We start from the raw sequence: 12,424 nt of genomic DNA, 5'->3' as shown, positions 1-12,424 counted from the left end.
CGTGAAGCGTATCGGTCAGCGGTTTCAAGTTTCATGTTTGAGATTTTGGGTTTCTGCACAACTTGAAACGTTGAACGTGAAACTTGGAACTCATGAGCGAGAGACGAACGACGCATCACGAGATATGGCTTGGGTCAGTCGCCGCCCTTTGGCGTGTCACGCTTAAATTCAATCTGTAGCTCATCTTGTTCTTCCAGGCCTAACCCAGCCCGAAAAGATCCGTACAGCTCTTCGATCTGTCCAACATCTCGCTCGGTTCGCGCTTCACGATTCACGAGATAGGCCTCACACAGCTTCAGGCCTGTCTCAAAGTGCCGTGCGATCGTCTCCTCCGTCACCTGCTGCCAGGTAATGTAGATGCAGAAAGCCTGGAAGGAATGGGCGTTGGGATACTGTTGGGCAAGGGCAAGCAGACCTTCGTAGGCTTCACGCGCGGTCGCACCGGCATTGGAAGAAAATGTTTCTTCGAGCTCAACGGCGTGGTCCCAGTCCGAGCCGAGTTCAGCCTCAGCTTGGTAAAACGCTTCTTGAGCAGCAAGGGCAGGATCAAAGCGCATAAGAGGTATCAACTTCGGTCAAGCATCTTGTCGTAGTCGGCATGGGTTCCGATCCAGATCCACTGTATCCCATCCGGAGCGTCCAAGCCTAGGGCTCGATAGTGGTCGCCGACTCGTACCGACCACAATTCGCCGATGCGTTTATAGGTGTAGAGAAGGATGCCGAGAATTTTCTTTTAGGAGCGCGAAGTTCTTATCTGCCAAGGCGCGAGCATCTTGAGGAAGAGCATGGTATGCGGTCCAGAACCGTGACGAGGCGTAATGTTTCACAAAGTCTGGGAGTTGCCTCGCTTGAATTCAGCACGGCCTTCGGCAATTAGTGCGTCCAGCTTGCCGGCTTTGAGATCAGCCTCGATTTGCTCGTCCCACATGTGGGCATCGAACTCCAGGAACCACGCCCGGAATTGCGCCAAATCTTTGGGACGAAGATTAGAAACCCGCTGTTCAAGTTGCTCGACTTCACTCATGGGGTGCCTCCATCAATAGGTCAAATTGTACATCAGTTGAGCAGGTTTCGCCCAAGGCTTCTTTTACTGGTACGTAATGTGGCTTTGGCTTCTTGCGCGGCAAGGGTGGGGTCAAAGCGCATAAGCTGTTTAATATAATCCCAACAAGGCAATCGAGCGACTTCCATCAAATAAATAATCCAGTAGGAATGACCCGATTCCCGCCGAGTGAAACATCGTACTGTACAACTACCATGTCTCCCTCCATTAGCGTCAAAGAGAGAAGTTTGGGCCATCTTTTATAGTTGAATCTCCTCCTGCAGTAGTACTTCCCGTCTCGTAGTCTCTTGCTCCTAATAGAAATAATTCCTGATGGAGGATATGGCTCTTTTCGGAACCCACCAGCTTTCTTTATCGCATCACGCACTGTCGAGCCCAAAAGAAGCTTGCGAGGCAGTTTTTGATGTTTTCGTACGCAGCCGCTTACGTGAATGTCTATGAATCGTTTCTTGCTGGAGGTCGTTGAGGCCATAGGCAGACAGTATCTAGTTGCTCGAATTTAAACAATAGTTACCGTATTCACCGCATTTACTTTCCTCTCCGCTGATCTGTAGACTGCGGCTCTTGTTATGGAAAACAAAACACCAGCCTCAGATGTCCCTGCTCAAACAGCTTCCATCGATCCGGTTGACAAAGTCATCCACTACCATATGAGGACCAAGCATCATTTCAATCGTTATGCCCGTTCACTGGGGTATCTTGATTGGGCGAATCAACCTGATCCGTTTCGGCGGTTTGAGGGAGCTGAGCTTTTCCCACTTCCACTACTCAAGTTGGATGAAGCGCCGCTGACCCCCGCTTACGACGAGATTTATGAACGAGGAGCCGTTCCCTGTCAGCCTGTCAGCTTGAGCACGTTGTCCCGTTTCTTCGAATTCGCCCTTGCCTTATCAGCCTGGAAGAAGGCGGGTGAATCGGAATGGGCACTCAGGAGTAATCCGTCGTCCGGCAATCTCCATCCGACGGAAGGCTACATTGTTGTGCCAAAGATCGATGGACTCAACCTGGCAACAGGTCTCTATCATTATGCGCCGAAAGAACATGGGTTGGAATTGCGTGCCGAGTTTTCAGAAGAAGCAGTTGCTCATTTGCTGGCTCCATTTCCTCCTGGGGCCTTTCTCTTCGGACTCACCTCGGTTCATTGGCGCGAAGCCTGGAAATATGGTGAGCGAGCGTTTCGCTACTGCAACCACGATGTCGGTCATGCAATCGGATCATCTCGATTCGCAGCCGCCACGCTGGGTTGGAACATGGCGTTGTTGGATGGAGTGGATCAAGACACGGTGGCGATGTTACTTGGGACCGATCGCAAGGAAGACTTTGGAGAAGCTGAGTTGGAGCATCCGGACTGTTTGGCGGTGGTCTGGCCATCTGACAACGTGAAGTGTGAAGCGTCGTTCGTGAAGCGCGAATATTCAAAGATGCCGTTGTTCATTGATTCGGCCATTGTCAAAGAATTGGCCTGCGGAACCTGGCATGGGAAGGCGAATCAATTAAGTCAGGAGCATGGCGTGCATTGGAACATCATCGATGCGGCGGCCGAGGCTTCATGGAAACGACAGGCTGATACAGGAATGATTTTCCTTCCCCCACAGGCCTTTTCTGAACCCGATACGCTTCACGCTTCACGAGCGACAATCGATGCCGGCCCATCGGCCGGCCAGATTATTCGCCAGCGCCGAAGCGCTGTGGCGTTTGACGGCAAGACATCAATTTCTGCAGCCACCTTTTTTCACATGATGGAGCGGGTCATGCCACGAGCCGACCTGCCACAGCCGGAACGTCCGATGCCGTGGGATGTCTGGCCCTATGATCCAGCGATTCATCTCCTGATTTTCGTTCACCGTGTGGATGGGTTGACGCCCGGGTTGTACTGCTTTGTGCGAAATTATAAGAAAGTTGCGTTCGTTCAGCAGGCCATGAATCCAGAACTCAATTGGACGATCGCACCTGGTTGCCCGGAAGGGCTTCCCCTCTATTGGCTGCTCGAAGGCGATGCGAGAAAAATAGCGGCACAGGTGAGTTGCCATCAAGACATTGCCGGTGACAGTGCGTTTTCGCTCGGGATGTTGGCTGAGTTTGAGGGCACCTTGCGGGAACAAGGTGCTTGGTGGTATCCACGCATGTTTTGGGAAGCGGGCTTGCTCGGACAGGTGTTGTACTTGGAGGCCGAGGAAGCGCGGGTTCGAGCAACGGGGATCGGTTGTTTCTTCGACGATCCAGTCCACGAAATCGTTGGTATTACGAATAGCGCTCTTCAATCGCTCTATCATTTCACGATCGGCGGACCGGTCGAAGATCAAAGACTGCAACTGTTGCCGCCGTATCACCACGTGAAGCGCCCTTCATGAAGCATGAAGCGGAAGAGGTTTTTGGCTGAACGTTTCCTGCGACGGGATACGAACGACGGATTGCGCGTATGTTTAAGATTAAAAAGAAGAACGACAAGCCCAAGCGAACGGTGCTCTACAACATCGTCGAAGATTATTCTGAGTTTGATGCTCCAGGGAATGTGACGGTCTGTGCGATGACGGAGCCGGAGGATCTCCCGGCCCACGCCAAGATTCTTTCAGAAAGTTATGAGGTGCCGCTCGAGACGATGACGGCGTTGCTGACCGAGGGTGGGACGTATGTGTATCCAGAGGTCGGAGGGCTGCTCACTCGGGGATTGTTTGCTTGCTGGATGGATTCCTCCGGCCAAGCGCCTAAACAAACATGGACGTTAGATCTCATACAATTTGCAGAGGCTGAACAAGTGGTACGAACCAAAGTCGTTCCTTTTCTTGATGCCGCGCTGGAGGTCTTTCGCAAAACATTGCCCGGTGAGCTGAAGGCTAAGCTTGAGCAGAAGAATTTGGGGTTGGACTATCGGACGTTAGATCACGCCGTCGCCAAGGGTGGCGACATCAAGTACATCGATTTTCGCAAGGACTGGTCCCCGCATTTTAAACGACTTTGTATCATGCCGGATGGCCGGCTGGTCGAAACCGGAGGGTTACAGGAGTTCGCTGAGCTCCATGGCATCACAGTCACGCAGGCCAAGATGTTGATCGAACAGGGTGGTACCCTCGATGTCAACGGAGAGCTGTTGGCGTGCCAGATCGTGAATAGTCAGCCGGCTGTTGCACGATTCAGTGTGAAGAACTCTGCAAAGGCGAAGGAATTGGTGGCGTCAAAAGGGATTCACCTCATGGATGCGCTGAGTGAGGTGGGGTATGCTGACCCAACCATGATGCGGGGGCTGGCTCGAAAAACACTGAACACAAGACCGGGAACGGGAGAGAGGCGCTCCTGAACGAACCAGATTTCCGATGTGTCCAGTGGTTGGAGTTGATCGAACGGTTAGGAGAGCTCTGAACGGCTCGTGAAATAGCTGCTCACGGCTCCGTAGCACTTCTCATACGGCCATTTCACGGCACAGTAGCTACCAAGACCCGCGCCAGCCACATTACACGCGACATCCGTCATCGATGGGTAGCGACTGTGGCAGAAGACTTGGAAGAGTTCGTTGGAAAGTGAGACGCCGCCTGCGATGGTGATAATTGCAGCAATAGTCCAACGAGAGCGTGAATTCCAATTCAGTTGGTTGTGGAGCAGGTACCCGAACGGCATGAACCACAGGGTGTTGGTGATAATGTCCTTGAGCATGTTTTTGGACCAGGAGAAACCCTGAAAGGGAATCCACCGGACGTGCTCCCAGTGCGCGTGTCCGACGAAATTACTCACAGGGAACATGGGTGCGAGCGCGAGGACGAAAATCCCAAACCAGATCAGTATGCGCTTGTCTTGTTTTAGTCCTGTGAAGAGTGCGATCCTTTGTGGTGAATTACGGTCCATGTACGATCATCGCACAGAGAGCGTGATCGAGCCAATATATCCTGGATCACATCCGGGATCGGTGTTGGTATCAAGTCGGCCGCCGAGAGTCACGGCAGGATGTTTCAGCGGATACAATCTGGCCTAAGCTGGCGTCGATGAATAGGCTGAGACAGGGGAGTGAACGACTTCCAGGTGTCTAAGCAGCGAGTTCTTCTTCTACTGCTTCAAGCAGCTTGTTGATGTCGAACGGCTTTTCAAACGCGCGTCGAGCGCCGAAGAGTTTGGCGACATCCAAGAAGTTCTGGTCGCCTTGAGCGCCTGTAATCGCAATCACTTTGGCGTCGAGATATTCCCGGGTGAGCTGCAGGGTGGCTTCCAGGCCGTCGGTCTCAGGCATCAACAAATCCATGATGACAAGATCGACCGGTTCCTGCTGATAGAGCGTCAATCCTTTGCGCCCATCCTCAGCCTGAAGCACGCGGTGCCCCGCCTTTTCTAGGACCTCTTTGAGAAGTCCTCGGATGGATGGTTCATCATCAATGACTAGAATAGTTGCCATAGTTCTTCTAAGGATACGCGTTGATCATACCGATGGGGCTCGATACTGTCTAGCAATAAAGGATATCTAGTGGTACGTACAAACGATGAATGCAGGATGGGGCCGATCAGCTCCATCCATGACGTAGTACCTCGGAGTCTTTTTTGTCTTGAGTCCAGGCAACGGAAGCCGTCTCGACATCTTTTGGGAATGCGACGGGGGCTGTGAACGCCGGATGGAAGAAAGAATTTTGGGTTGACCCCATAATTGTTTTTTTGTTACAAGCGTCAGACCGACACCACCCACCGTGGTGAACTTTCTCCACCCAAGTAAGGAGTGTTCCTGTGAATAGTGCCGATAGGTCCAAATGGGTCTGGACTCGCCGCGCATTTCTGCAGGCGTCTGTGGTAGGAAGCTTGCTGCTCAGCGGACGGTTCATTGGTCCACCGCCGGTTCAGGCACGTGAGCTTCCCGAGGGACGGCTGACATTGGTGAATGCGTGGACGGACGAATGGTTGGACGTGACCTATCGCGACGAGGCGGGTAACTACGACCTTGAGGCGCTGGACGATGTGAATTATCTGATGCGCTGTCATCACTCGGGCGAGGTCGGGGCTATCGACGTCCGTGTGTTGGAGCATGTGAATTTGGTGCAGAAACAACTTGGGACTAAAAGGGACATCCATTTTATTTCAGGTTTCCGGTCTCCCGAATACAATGCCATCCTCGTGCGGAAAGGTGGGCATGCTGCCAGAAACAGCCTCCATATGCAGGGGCAGGCTATTGATCTGATGATCGAAGGTGTGCACCCGAAGCAGCTTCGTCAGGCAGCATTGGAATTACGATACGGAGGGGTTGGCTTTTATAAGCGTTCGAGGTTCGTGCATTTAGACTCCGGTCCTTTCCGGTTCTGGTAATCCTTCCTCAGACGCTGTCCATCAGTAAACGCTTCGAATTGAACCCTGCCTCGGTTCTCTTTTGCGAAACATTGTCGTGCCACATCGGTCGGACGGCGACACTCCTCGGCGGTCCGCCGAAGGTGTCTATCTCCGTCCTTTGCGATCACCAATCGAAATCAGAAGAGGCTAGTGATGGTGTACGAGGGAATGAGCGTCCTTGTGCTGTTCTGTCAGTTTCCGCAGGTCGCAGTGTATGTCGTCGGTCTCACTGCATTCGGTTTCCAGTTGAATGGTCATGTGTTTGATGCCGAAGTCTGTGGTGATCCGGTTTTGGATCAGTTGCAGTAGCTCGAGTGGAGTGCAATGCGGTTCGATCATGACATGGCTGGTCAACATGACGAGGCGAGGCTCGACAGCCCAGATGTGGAGATCATGTACGTTCTTGACGCCGGGAATCGACTCCATGGTCGTTGCGATGTGAGAGACGCTGATACCTGGAGGAGTCGATTCCAACAGGACATCCATCGATTCTTTAAAGATCGGCCAAGCTCCTCGGAGAATGACCCCGACGATCAGCAAGCTGATGAGCGGGTCCAGAATAGTCCAGCCTGTGAGGAGAATCGCCCCGCCGCTGATGATGACTCCGAGCGACACCCAGGCGTCTCCCAGCATGTGCCAGAATGCACCTCGGATATTCAGATCGTCCTTCGCTCCATGCTGGAGCAGCAGGGCGATGCCGAGATTGGCCACAAAACTGACGGCGGCCACGGCCATAACCCATGTGCCGTCGACAGGAACCGGGTGCAGAAGTCGCTTCATGCCGACGATGGCAATCCCAACCGCGGTTAACAACAGGATGAAGCTGTTGAGAAATGCGGCAAGGATGCCGGCGCGGTGATAGCCGAAGGTTCGGGTTTCAGAAGCAGGGCGCGCCGTCAGGAGATGAGCATAAAGGGCGAGGAACAGCGAACCCTGGTCGACGAGATTGTGACTCGCATCGCTCATGAGGCTGATACTGTCAAGCAGCCAACCTCCGAAAAATTCGGCCGTGATGATCACGGCATTGATGGCGAGGGCAAGTTGAAGCCGTGATCGGAGATGTGAATATGAGGGCAAGGCCGTCATGGCTGACAGTTTCGCATGGGCCATGCGACGCGGCAAGCCTTGCCGAATGTTTATATTCTGGGAAGTCCGCATGGCGAGTGGAGAGAGAGGAGGAAAAACCAGGGTATGCTAGTTCACTATCTCAACGCAGGGTGTGGTCAGGAGCTTATCTTGGTGGGTAGGGAGATCAATCAGGTGACAGCGTCGAGATCGCACAGTGGCGGCTAGGCTGCTGTGTGATCGTGTTGCCAGTGTTCGACACAATACTGACACAGTGCGTCATCGATGCGGAAATCGGAATGGGTCTTCACAAACTCTTCAAGGGTTTCCCATTTTCCCCCTGGACCCTGAATGCGTTTGCATGAAGCGCAGATGGGCGCACAGCCGCGCAACGCTTTGATCTCTTGCATGGCTGCTGCCAGGTCCCGCTCCCGGCGTTTCCGCATGGTCATCTCGGTTTGCATCGTCAGAATCGTGAAGACGCGCGCAACCAGTTCAACGGCCAGGATCGGCTTTCTGATGTAGTCGATTGCACCTGCGGCAAATGCCTGTCGCAGACTCTCCTCGTCCGTGTTGGCGGTCACCATGACCAAAGGGATATCCGCCAGTCGTGGATCAGCCTTGATCGATCGACAAGCTGCAAGCCCGTTGATTCTCGGCATCATGATGTCCATGAGAATCAGGTCGACCGTGGGCGACTCCGGATGACGCGATTCCTGCTCCAAGTACGCGTATGCAGCATGTGCGGAATCCATGGTGATCGTATCAGGATATCCGGACTTGTGGAGAATCCCTTCCGTCAAGCTTCGATCGATCAATGAGTCATCGACGATGAGAATGCTCATGGCTGAAGTCCTCCCACATTCGTCCTTGTGGATATTCGAGCATTGTGACTAATGCATCAAGTAGTGTGATGACATCGGATTTGTTTCGTGGATCAACGGAGAATACCGGCCATGGCTTGTGGAAGGCTTTAAGACGCCATTCATACCGATCTAATCCGGGTTCCGGGGCTTGGTCGCGATGGGTTACACCAACCACCATCGCTGATTGATCGACCAAGTCGGAGAATAGAGCCGAGTAGTAATCTAGCTCAGCCAGTGGAGCTTTTACACGATTATCGATCAACACGACGAGGCCTAATGCTCCGCGGCAGAGGATCTTGCTCATGAAATCAAACCGCCGTTGGCCGGGTGTGCCGTACAGTCGAAGCGTTCTCCCTCCCCCGATGGACAGCTCACCATAATCCATTGCTACCGTTGTCCTGGGCTTCAAGATCGAGACCGAGTCTGAAGCGGACACGTCGGTATTGACCGGCCGAATGTCACTGATCGTGCGTATGGCGGTAGATTTTCCTGCGGCCACATTGCCGACAATGATGAGTTTCAAGTCGTGGAGATTGCCTCCTTGAGAGAAGCGGGAAGAAACAACCTGTACCAGGCGTTTCTTCAGCGAGCTGAATGTGTCATCTTGAGGCGGAGATGTAGACGATGCCTCAGACTGCTGGATACCCTGGCTGTCCATCCATTCAGATAGCTGGTTGAGGAACGGAACAAGACTTTGCGTTCGAAGGGGCTTTTGGAGAACCCACTGCAGATTCGGGATGGGGTCTTCTGAAAGTACCACAGGAATGGGATGTGTCGAGGCTCGGTTTCGTTCCCAAGCTAACCGAGCCCGAGGATTGGTGAAATCGTAAATCACGACATGGCTGTCACTACCTTGCCGTATGGTCCAATCTCGTGTCAGCCGGTCGCTGGCAAATGAGAAAATCATAGAGAGCAACATCTGTTCTGCATCCGGCATTCCTTCTGTGGACAAATAGAGTGGCCCCATCACAGTCCTTTCCCATCATGTGCGAATGACCTGGTGAGGATCCTGTCGGCTCATGTGGACTCTCCATGAAGACGTAAGGAAATGAGAACGGGTATCCACTGTCCGGACGCGATGGTATCCCGTTCAGTTTCGTCCCATCCGGTCGACCAGTAACGATAACCAATGAGCCACAGTGCCTCGATACAGCTGAGAATGCACCAGAGTCGATAAAGCTGGACTCACTGTCGAGAGCCATTTATGGACGTCATGCTAAATCCGTTCCATAAATCGGTTTCCTGGTGGAATCGATCACTGAATCGAGGACATAGGATGATAATGTGAGGATATTGCTCACCGCGACGGCGTTGAAGAAACGCGTTCGCTCAACACGGGATAGTTGGCCTGGTCCATTCCTGAATTGCCGGTTGAGAGGTCGGCTGCGATGACGCGCAGCGTGAGGCTGCCGGGAGCGTCTCCTGATGGTGGCACAAAGAAGGGTGCTTCAAACGTTCGACTCCTCTCATCGTAGAACATCTGCAGTCGTTCTATGACTCGGTCACCGATCAACACCTCTCCATAAATTCGTATCTTCCTGGAGTCCCAATCGCCATAGGGACGGATGAGGGAACCGGACAGAGTTCTGATCGATACCCGCAGCTTGACATCGTCTTTGGCAATCAATGGCTTGTGTGGGGTAGGGTGTTCAATATGGACGAGATAGCCATAGAGGTGGAGGACAATACCGTCGTTGGCGAGGTCCTCACCTGGTACCAAGAGGAGGGTCTTGCTGGTGCGTTGCGATGAGGCGGGGTAAGCCAAGGGCCCTTCGGCCGCAATTTCCACCACTGTCGGTTTTTGTAGCTGCAAGGTGGTGGTAAAAGCGGCGGAGGGACGAGAGCTATAGATGGGTTCTTCCATCACGCGAGGAGTACGCATGACTTGATTCTGATCACCAGCCTCCCCCTGTTGCAAACCAGTTGCTAAAATTGAGCCAGTTTCTACATCGGTGATGGTGATACGTGCTCCGCCGACCTCTTGTCCCAACACCATGGCTCCGTGAGCGACGACGCGGACAACGACTGTCGTTGGTTGAGGCCCGTTGAGGGGTATGTGGGGAAGTATTTGGCTGTTGGCTGGAGTCAGAAGGCTGGAAAACTGAAAGAGTGAGAGGATGAGTGTACGTGAGAGGGGGGATAATCGCGTCATTTCACCTTCGTGCCTGGATCGACTTCTTCCAAGACGGTGAGCAGCCCTCGGACGTCAGCGTCTCCTGCTGCAAGTACCATCCCCTGTGATTCGATACCCATGAGCTTGGCCGGCCTCAGATTCGCCACAATCACGATTGTCTTGCCGATCAGCGCATCCAGCTCGTACTTCTTTCCGATTCCGGCGACGATCTGGCGTTGCTCTGTGCCGACGGAGACCTGCAACTTAATCAACTTCTCCGACTTCGGCACCCGTTCGGCGGAGAGTACCTTTGCCGTCTTGAGCTGAATCTTTATGAATTCGTCGATGGTGATCTGTGGTGTAGCGGACGGTACTTGGGGTGCTGAGGGCGTAGGAGTAGCAGCCGTCGGCTGTGAAGGAACAGATAGTTCGGTCACGGGTCTCGCTCCTGGTTGTTTTTCAATACGTGGGAAAAGTGACTGGCCTTTGTGGATGGTGGTGCCTGGTTTCAGGCCGCCCCATTCAATCTTGTGTTTTAGTAACGGGTTGGCGAAATCAACGGAGAGGCCAAGTTGGGTACAGAGTGATTGCACGCTCTTGGGGATAATGGGATAGGCTGCCAAGCTGAGGCAGCGGAGTGTCTCTGCCATGGTGTAGAGGACGGTTTTGAGTTGTGCGGCATCGCGATCAGTCTTTGCCAACGTCCATGGTGCGGTCTTGTCGACGTACTGATTCGCCAGCTGGACAACTTGCCAAATCGATTCGAGGGCTCGATTGAACTCCAGCTGTTCGAAATAGTGCGGGAGTGTTTCGTTCAAGAGTCCCACTGCAGCCCCCTGCAACTCTTGCTCTAGTGGCCCGATTGTCTCAGGGGCTGGTACTTGTCCTGCCTGGGTTCGTTCAATCAGCGTCAGCGTCCGGCTGAGGAGATTACCCAACCCATTGGCAAGGTCGCTATTGACGCGGGTGATCATGGCGCCCTGTGAGAAATCCCCATCTTGGCCAAACGGCACTTCGCGCAATAAGAAATATCGAAATGCATCCGCGCCGAATTCGTCGACTATTTTGTTCGGATCGACAACGTTGCCGCGGCTTTTCGACATCTTCTCGCCGTCGACCGTCCACCAGCCGTGGGCAAAGATCTTCTCCGGAAGTGGGAGCTTGAGTGCCATTAGCATGGCAGACCAATAGACAGCATGGGTTGTGAGAATGTCTTTGCCGACGAGATGGACGGAAGCAGGCCAATACTGTTCAACGGATGGAGTGGCCAATTTGTACTCGAGGGCAGAGATGTAGTTCGCGAGCGCGTCGAACCAAACATAGGTCACATAGTTGGTATCAAATGGTAGTTCGATACCCCAGGAGAGTCGCGATTTCGGTCTCGAGATCGAAAGGTCACCGAGTTTCTGAGTTTGCAGAAATCCTAGGACTTCATTTCGGCGTGATTCAGGCCTGATGAACGATGGGTTTTTCTTAATATGGTCGAGCAGTTGGTCTTGGTATTGCCCCATCTTGAAGAAGTAATTGTGTTCGCTGAGCTGCTCGACGGGGCGTTTGCAGTCGGGACAGACTCCGTTCTCGACATCTTTTTCAGTCCAGAACCGTTCGTCGAATGTGCAGTACCAGCCGGTATAGGAATCTTTGTAGATCAGGTTCTGGTCATAGAGTTGTTTTAGGTATCGCTGAACAACGGATTCGTGTTGCGGGTCTGTTGTTCGGATAAAGGCACTATTCGAGATAGTCAGCTTCTTCCAGAGGTTCTCAAATTGCGGTGCCAATTTGTCGCAGTGTGTCTGCGGATCGATACCGGCCTTGGTTGCCGCTTGCTGGACCTTTTGGCCATGTTCATCAAGGCCGGTGAGAAAGAATACCTCGCGTCCGCGCAGCCGCCAATAACGAGCCAGCACGTCGGCTGCCACTGTGGTGTAGGCGTGGCCGATATGCGGAACGTCGTTCACATAGTAGATCGGCGTCGTGATGTAAAAATTGTTGTCCTTCGCCATTGCGAGGGCAAGATATCAG

General features: G+C 53.1%; 12 protein-coding genes. 3 read left to right on the top strand and 9 right to left on the bottom strand.

Features of this window, described 5'->3' with window-relative positions; all coding sequences use genetic code 11:
• Positions 1-134 precede the first annotated feature (134 nt).
• Both IPM58_17210 and IPM58_17205 read right to left on the bottom strand, forming a co-directional pair.
• Positions 135-557: a hypothetical protein gene (locus IPM58_17210; GenBank protein ID MBK9308777.1), complete on the bottom strand. Its 423-nt coding sequence runs from the start codon at positions 555-557 to the stop codon at positions 135-137.
• Positions 558-823: 266 nt separating this feature from the next.
• Entirely contained in the window at positions 824-1,024 is a 201-nt protein-coding gene (locus tag IPM58_17205) for a hypothetical protein (GenBank protein ID MBK9308776.1), read from the bottom strand.
• A gap of 608 nt (positions 1,025-1,632) precedes the next feature.
• Between IPM58_17205 and IPM58_17200 the strand changes: the two genes are divergently transcribed.
• Positions 1,633-3,414, top strand: coding sequence for a SagB/ThcOx family dehydrogenase (locus IPM58_17200; GenBank protein ID MBK9308775.1), 1,782 nt, complete (start codon positions 1,633-1,635; stop codon positions 3,412-3,414).
• A gap of 68 nt (positions 3,415-3,482) precedes the next feature.
• Positions 3,483-4,358: a hypothetical protein gene (locus IPM58_17195; GenBank protein ID MBK9308774.1), complete on the top strand. Its 876-nt coding sequence runs from the start codon at positions 3,483-3,485 to the stop codon at positions 4,356-4,358.
• 47 nt (positions 4,359-4,405) lie between these two features.
• On the opposite strand, the gene IPM58_17190 is transcribed toward IPM58_17195, so the two are convergent.
• A complete protein-coding gene (locus IPM58_17190; GenBank protein MBK9308773.1) occupies positions 4,406-4,900 on the bottom strand; it encodes a VanZ family protein in 495 nt (164 codons plus the stop codon).
• Between the two features lie 178 nt (positions 4,901-5,078).
• Entirely contained in the window at positions 5,079-5,441 is a 363-nt protein-coding gene (locus tag IPM58_17185) for a response regulator (GenBank protein MBK9308772.1), read from the bottom strand.
• Positions 5,442-5,764: 323 nt separating this feature from the next.
• On the opposite strand from IPM58_17185, the gene IPM58_17180 reads away from it, so the two are divergent.
• A complete protein-coding gene (locus IPM58_17180; protein ID MBK9308771.1) occupies positions 5,765-6,337 on the top strand; it encodes a DUF882 domain-containing protein in 573 nt (190 codons plus the stop codon).
• Positions 6,338-6,505: 168 nt separating this feature from the next.
• Here IPM58_17180 and IPM58_17175 read toward each other — a convergent pair whose 3' ends face one another.
• The 5 genes from IPM58_17175 to metG all read right to left on the bottom strand — a co-directional run bounded on the left by IPM58_17175 (position 6,506) and on the right by metG (position 12,405).
• Entirely contained in the window at positions 6,506-7,468 is a 963-nt protein-coding gene (locus tag IPM58_17175; GenBank protein MBK9308770.1) for a cation transporter, read from the bottom strand.
• 179 nt (positions 7,469-7,647) lie between these two features.
• The gene (locus tag IPM58_17170) at positions 7,648-8,268 is read right to left on the bottom strand and encodes a response regulator (protein ID MBK9308769.1); all 621 of its coding nucleotides are present in this window, start codon (positions 8,266-8,268) and stop codon (positions 7,648-7,650) included.
• Complete coding sequence (locus IPM58_17165) at positions 8,246-8,947, bottom strand: ATP/GTP-binding protein (GenBank protein MBK9308768.1); 702 nt, start codon at positions 8,945-8,947, stop codon at positions 8,246-8,248. The genes IPM58_17170 and IPM58_17165 overlap by 23 nt, the downstream gene beginning before the upstream one ends.
• Before the next feature lie 639 nt (positions 8,948-9,586).
• Positions 9,587-10,441, bottom strand: coding sequence for a hypothetical protein (locus IPM58_17160; protein ID MBK9308767.1), 855 nt, complete (start codon positions 10,439-10,441; stop codon positions 9,587-9,589).
• On the bottom strand, positions 10,438-12,405 hold the full coding sequence (metG, locus tag IPM58_17155; GenBank protein ID MBK9308766.1) for a methionine--tRNA ligase: 1,968 nt from the start codon (positions 12,403-12,405) through the stop codon (positions 10,438-10,440). Before metG ends, IPM58_17160 begins: the two co-directional genes overlap by 4 nt.
• Between the last annotated feature and the right edge of the window lie 19 nt (positions 12,406-12,424).

It is taken from the genome of Nitrospira sp. (genome assembly GCA_016715825.1).
In the GTDB taxonomy this organism is placed as follows: Bacteria; Nitrospirota; Nitrospiria; order Nitrospirales; family Nitrospiraceae; genus Nitrospira_D.
This window is presented reverse-complemented; position numbering and strand designations above follow the sequence as displayed.

Coding starts and splice junctions, on each gene's coding strand:
- IPM58_17210 (MBK9308777.1), bottom strand. CDS start 557: ATGCGCTTTGATCCTGCCCTTGCTGCTCAAGAAGCGTTTTACCAAGCT.
- IPM58_17205 (MBK9308776.1), bottom strand. CDS start 1,024: ATGAGTGAAGTCGAGCAACTTGAACAGCGGGTTTCTAATCTTCGTCCC.
- IPM58_17200 (MBK9308775.1), top strand. CDS start 1,633: ATGGAAAACAAAACACCAGCCTCAGATGTCCCTGCTCAAACAGCTTCC.
- IPM58_17195 (MBK9308774.1), top strand. CDS start 3,483: ATGTTTAAGATTAAAAAGAAGAACGACAAGCCCAAGCGAACGGTGCTC.
- IPM58_17190 (MBK9308773.1), bottom strand. CDS start 4,900: ATGGACCGTAATTCACCACAAAGGATCGCACTCTTCACAGGACTAAAA.
- IPM58_17185 (MBK9308772.1), bottom strand. CDS start 5,441: ATGGCAACTATTCTAGTCATTGATGATGAACCATCCATCCGAGGACTT.
- IPM58_17175 (MBK9308770.1), bottom strand. CDS start 7,468: ATGGCCCATGCGAAACTGTCAGCCATGACGGCCTTGCCCTCATATTCA.
- IPM58_17170 (MBK9308769.1), bottom strand. CDS start 8,268: ATGAGCATTCTCATCGTCGATGACTCATTGATCGATCGAAGCTTGACG.
- IPM58_17165 (MBK9308768.1), bottom strand. CDS start 8,947: ATGGACAGCCAGGGTATCCAGCAGTCTGAGGCATCGTCTACATCTCCG.
- IPM58_17160 (MBK9308767.1), bottom strand. CDS start 10,441: ATGACGCGATTATCCCCCCTCTCACGTACACTCATCCTCTCACTCTTT.
- metG (MBK9308766.1), bottom strand. CDS start 12,405: ATGGCGAAGGACAACAATTTTTACATCACGACGCCGATCTACTATGTG.